The organism is Nonlabens dokdonensis, from assembly GCF_002162835.1.
In the GTDB taxonomy this organism is placed as follows: domain Bacteria; phylum Bacteroidota; class Bacteroidia; order Flavobacteriales; family Flavobacteriaceae; genus Nonlabens; species Nonlabens dokdonensis_B.
The window spans coordinates 1-6,573 of record NZ_MAAX01000141.1; the positions used below are offsets into that span (position 1 = coordinate 1).

1 protein-coding gene is annotated in these 6,573 nt (G+C 37.8%); it reads right to left on the bottom strand.

The features are described from left to right. Positions 1 to 6,554 (bottom strand): fibronectin type III domain-containing protein (locus tag A9Q93_RS09360; protein WP_303687135.1); only part of this gene is annotated, 6,554 nt, incomplete at its 3' end. Between the last annotated feature and the right edge of the window lie 19 nt (positions 6,555 to 6,573).

The following is a 6,573-nucleotide window of genomic DNA, read 5'->3' on the forward strand; positions in this document are numbered from 1 at the left end:
TCGTAGTTAGTTAAGTCAGCAGGCGTCTCTATAGAGAAGATACCGTTAGATGGGTTAGGACTTACTGAAATTTGACCTAGAACAGTCTCATCCAATCCTATTGTACAGTTCACAGTAACATCAACAGTATAAACAAGAGTAGTAAATCCATCTTGCGCTACAACAGTAATGATAATCTCTCCATAAGGAGCCTCAGTACCATCACCTTCAATAGTAATAGTAACGTTATCATCATTTGGATATACCAATAAGTCAGCTAATGATGTAGATCCTGGTCCAACTTGTAATACATAGTTCAATACTGAACCATCTACAACTAAAGAATCTTGCATATCAGTCAAATCTCCAACACAGAATCCACCTAAATCAGAAGACATAGAGAATAAGGTTGCATCAGCACTTGGCTCAGTGTATGACCAGTTGATATAATAGATAAGAACAGTTAGACCATCCTCTGCAGTTACCGTAATAACTGTAGTTCCAGGAACACCTGTAGCATCTACAACTACAACAGTAGCCGAAGTATCTACAGCAAGTGCACCAACATTCACAGATGGGATTGGTGTACCATAATCCAATTCAACAAAATAGTTGAATGTTGTAGCATCAAACCCAATTACTGTACCACCATTGATCGTAAGATCTAATAATGAAGCATCCGTTCCAGCAGCTTCTGTAAATACAACATAATAAGTAATTATTGTTCCATCCTCAGCAGTTACTTCAACCACAGCAGTATCCGGTAAGTTTACAGCTTGCGTGTACGCAATTGTAGCATTAGGATCATCCGATGTACCAATTACCGTAGGAGGAGTTGTAGTTCCATTAGGAAGTTCCATGAAGTACAATGTATCACCAGATGTAAATCCAGGTACCGTTACAAAATCAGCCGTAAGATCAGACAATAATGCATTTGATGACTGAGATAGAACTTCATAGTTAATACAATATACATTTACAGTTACTCCATCCTCAGCAGTTACTACGACAGTAGCAGTACCAGGAATCGCAACATTGTTAACCTGTACTGTTGCATTTGGATCATTCTCCAAATATGTAACAGAAGGCGTAAATGCAGATCCATACGGATATGTTAAAGTATAACATAATGTATCAGGGTGGAAGTTAGGAACCGAGTTACCACTTACAGATAACGACTGTAGTGTTGCATCAGTTGCAGCAGGACCTTCCGTAATATATACAGAGTACGTACTAGAGTAGTTATTATCTTCAGCTACAACTGTTACAAATGCAGTATCAGGTAATGAAGAAACTTGATCAATAGTCATACTTGTAATGAATGGAGCATTAACAGAAGCTGAAACATTATAGTTTGTACTTCCGTATGGTACTTCATACGTATAATCTAATACAGCTGGATCAAAGGCTACAGGAGCAGATACAGTATTACCAGCAACTGCCAAGTTAGATAACGAAGCATCTGTATATGGTACGTGTTCGTAAGCCTCCCAATTATCGAAAGCGAAACCTTCAATTGGATTAGACCAAGAAGAGTTAGTAACCCATCTAAACCTTACATCAGACTCACCATCAAGACCAGATACTAGCATAGTTCTATGCGTCCAGCTATTTGTATTTGATGTAGCCGTAAATACCCATTGCCAAGTAGCACCACCATTTGATGATTTTTGCAATTGAACAGAATGGCTAAAGCTAGTCTTAACAAAGTCAAACTCAAGCTCAACATCATCTGTATAACTAGAGAAGTCATAACAAGGAGAGTTTAAGTAAGATGATTCGTTAAGCGCCATATTACCAGTCAGGTTCGTTGCCCAAACTTCTTGATCATTTCCGTTTCCAGCAACCGTAGTAGTTGGAATACCATATTCCCAAGAATTTGCAACACCAGTATTTATTTCAGAAGTCCAACCACCATTATCACTATTGAATGTAGTAGAATCCTCCGTTAAAGTAGGTACACTAGTAATATCAATAGATTGCATATTGGTAGAAGTATCAGAATCCAATGCAAATACAACTTGTACAGCAATTGTATATTCACCAGTAATACTCATATCTACAGCAGGCAGATCCATTATGGTATCTTCTTGAGAAGCCAATCCAGAATCGAAGTTCCAGAAGTCAATCCACAATCCACTGTTGTTGAACATGTATTGAGCTGTTGCACCATTTGCTGCGACATCATTGTTACCAAAGTTCATAATGGTAACATTTCCAGTTTCAATTCCAAGTCCACATGCACTAACTAATCCGTCAATAGACATTACAGCAAGATCATTATCAGGACAAGGCTCTATATGTAAACTTTCAGTAGCTTCTAAATCCCAGTTTGGCCAAGGAATACCTTGAATACCATTATCTACTTCGTTTCCATCGTTGTTTGCAAGGATAATACCACCACAACGTGTAATAGAATAGGTACCACCATTCCATCCATCATCATATGTATCCCAAGCATTCATAACGTAATCCGCTCCTTCATACACACAAACTTCATGGAAGTAAGATGAATTCCAAATAGTATACGTACCGTTAGAAATAGAATCAGCATAGATTCCATTTACGGTATCTACTAATGCCCAAGCAACCTCTGTAGGGTAATCTCCAGTGTTAATCTGAACATCAATCAACATATTACCTAAGTTGGTAACTGAAGACCCTCTCTTATCGTTTAATAATACAGAATCTCCTGCTAAAGCAGTCTGAACCCAGAATGAAGAATCATTCGCTGTAGAGAAATCATAATAACCATCAACAACAAAGGTAGCAGTAGCACCAGGCTGAATAGTATCCATGAAAGTACCTACATTAAAGAAGATAGAATCATCCCAACTTAATTCTACTGGGAATCCAGTAGCTGGAAGACCACCAAAGTTTTCGATTTCAATTTCAATTTGAGAAGAATCGCTCAAGTTACATCCTGTTAAACCAGGTGAAAGAATTTCAGTAACTCCAATATTATTACCCCATGGAGTAACAAAAGTCAATTGAACATCTGCGTAAGGTGTATCACAAAGATTTGATAGATATACATCATAAATAGTATTCTCTGTCAATCCTGTAATAGTAAATGGATGCGTAAAAGCAGTATCCGTTGGAATACTATCATATACATCTAAAGTATCCAATACATCAACCAATTCTAAATACCATACGGTATCAGGGCTAATATTCAACCATTCAAGTGTAACTTCAGAATCCAAAATCTCTTCAGCAATTAAACCTACAGGTAACGCACAAGCAGGACCTTCTTCCCATTTCATCTTATCGATGTATAGGTTATCGAAAGTAGTTGATGCGGCAAATCTAATTGCAATTCGTGAATCCGTTCCAGTATAAGAAAGGTATGGAACAGTAATTGAATCACAGTTAAAATGCGCTACACCAGAATACATTGAAGTAAATGTACTTGGGTCATTCGCATCTGTAATAGTCCCCACCTCAAAAGGAGCAGGTTGTGTCCAAGAAGATCCAAATGTAGTAGCAGTAAATGTCAATACATGTGTTCCAGCATTGATATCAGCTAATTCAGGAGTAATTAATAATAACTCTGAACTCAATTCATCTCCACTATACATTCTAACAGCATTTGTACCGTCACAATTGTTCCAAGTAGAGCTATATGTATCAACAAGAGGGAATGACCAAGCAGATGTAGAAGTATGAACTGCTACATAATCCCAACATACAGATGTATCACCAGGTCCAGACAATGACTCAAAGTCATTATAGAAGTCACCAACTGGAGCACAGTCAGTAGCTACCGTAGAAGTAGTTTCTTCACTAATAGCATCCGGACAGTTTGTAGAGATAGTCATTTCATATACTGTAGATGACATCAATCCATCAATAGTATGTGAAGGTGTAAATGCAGTATCCAATACAGTTGGATTCGTACCTGTAACATCCACCATTTCAATGAACCACTCAGTTCCAAATGTTCCAAGTGAATCTATCGAAACAGAAACAGTAGTAGTTGATGTAGAATCAATTGTTACTGAAGTAGGAGGGAAACAGTTTGGAATTTCTTGCCACTCAACATCATCCACATACGTATCTGACCAACTAGATGTAGCAACACTTCTTAAGGCTACATATGAATCAGATCCAGTATAATCGTCAAAATTGAAAGTATATTGAGCGTACGTTCCTGTTGGATCAATTGTATCTTTTGGCGTAAATGTATTGATATCTGTAGGATCCGTAATTGTACCTACTACCAATTCATTCGTACCATTATTATTTTGTCTAGCATAGAATCTCAATCTATGTGTTTGATCTGATACATTACTAAACTCCGGCAATACAGCGTATTGGTGTAAATTAGAAGTAACGTTATAGTTATCAAAATGAAGAGACACTATTCCTGTATTCCCTGGAGCCCAAGTTGCACTAAACACATGAACATTTGTCCAAGCCGAAGTCGAACTATCAATTAGGTTCCAACAGTTGATAGGATCATCAGTTTCCAATCCTTCAAATGAAGTAGAGTACTCGGCTACCGGTGCACATACTGTAGTAAATGTAATTGGCCCAACCCAAACAGTTGAATCCGATCCACAAATAGTTCTAGCATAAACCGTATAATCCGTACCTGGTGTTAATCCAGTTAAAGTAAATGGCGAACCAGAAACAATATCCGTAGCAACACCTGTAATAGTATCTTGTCCTTCAATTACTTCTATTTCATAAGAAGTAGCACCCGTTCCAGCAACTGTAAATGCCATATCTACAGAAGTAGTATACAATGAATCTACATCTAAGTAATATGGGATATTACATGGAGGTAAAGCCGTTACAGCCATAGAATCAATAAATACCATATTACCACCTGAAGCAGGAGAAGTATAAGCAATATCTACAGTTACATCTGAACCTACATACGAGTTATCAATCAACAAGCTTTGTTCAATATAAGAACCTGGAGAAGAAAAAGAAGCACCATCATTCGAATGGAAAGCACCACCGGTTACACTCCATACATTTGTCCATGAAAAACCTCCATCAGAAGACAACCTAACGCTTAATGTATCATCAAAGTTAGTATTCTCCATGTGAGACCAGCTAAAAGTAAGTAATGCTTCTTGCGAAATACTAACCATTGGAGCAATAAGATGTCTGTTGGTACTATAGTTACCCCAAGTGTTTCTAGCTTGTGCAGCTACTGTATCACCACCTGTAACATAAGCATTCCAGTCACCATCACCATTATCAACATCGAAACAGTCTGGCACCCATGTACTGAAAGGTTCAGTAAATGGCATAGCAACAGGGTTACACAATGTAGTAATAGTTACTGGACCTGACCAATAAGAGCTTCCATCAGCACCACCACAAGCAGCACTAACGTATAATTCATACTCAGAATTTGCATCTAAGTTAATTGCAGTATATGACTCAGTAAAAGTACTGTCATCCGCAATACCAGTTTGTATTTCACCTAAGGTTACGTTAACATACTCTACATACCACATTGTCTCCGTATCAATAGAAGTCCAAGAGAATGTAATTTCATCATTATCATAAGATCCTAAAACTAAATCAATAGGAGCCTGACAAGTTGGAAGAGTTGTGAAAAAGTAAACCTGAGTCCACGCACTTGGACCATCAATAATTCCACAGTTTGCTCTTACGATTACCTGGTAGTTACTTTCAGGAACTAGACCCGTTAATTCAGGTGCATTTGTTGAAAGACCCGGATTCGTAGGCGTAAATGTAAATGTGTCTGGAGGAGTAAGTGATGTATTAATCAATTCAATATCCCAAGAAGTCTCAGATGCAATCTGAGCCCACGATAAGAAAACTGAAGTATCAAATACTGAATCAATAGAAATATCTCCTAATGGAATACATGTAGGAGGTGTCGTGAAAGTTACCGGCCAAGACCAGTCACTTTGTGGAGTTGCATTAAAAGGACCACAGTCAGCCTGAATATAAACTTCATATTCAGTTTCAGGCAAAAGTGTAGTTATTTGATAAAGGCTATTACTCGATACACCCGAATAAGTAGCTACTCCTGTTGCTGTATCACCAGCAGTAATATTTACTACTTCAACATTCCATAATGCCTCACTACCATTTGAATCCCAAGAGATATCTGCAGTAGTAGGGTTAATGTTTGTTGCCTCAGCTCCTGAAGGAGGAGGACACGTTGGAGTAGAATAATAAAGACCTAAGAAAGCGTTGATAGTATTGTTATCAGCCCAACTATCATTGTCTTGAGAAACGATCTTTATACTAGTGATATTATTGACATCCACACCATATGTAGATAAATCAACACTATCAAGATCACAAAAATCGGAAGCAACTTCTTCACCGTTAACTTCCAAATTAAAAGAATAATAATTTGTACAAGTCCATGAAGACCCGTTGTGGTAAAAATCGACAATAGCCTCCGTAATATAGGAGTTGTCGACTGTATCTACGCAATCAAAACTGTTAAATTCCACATAGTTGGAATTATCAGTACCTGAGGAGACGTCTGTATATTCACAAGTCCCCTGCGCAGAAAGTAGAGAATATGCAAAAACAGAAAGCACGGCGGTCAACCGTCGTAAATTTCTAATCATAGTTTAAAGTTTTAGAGTT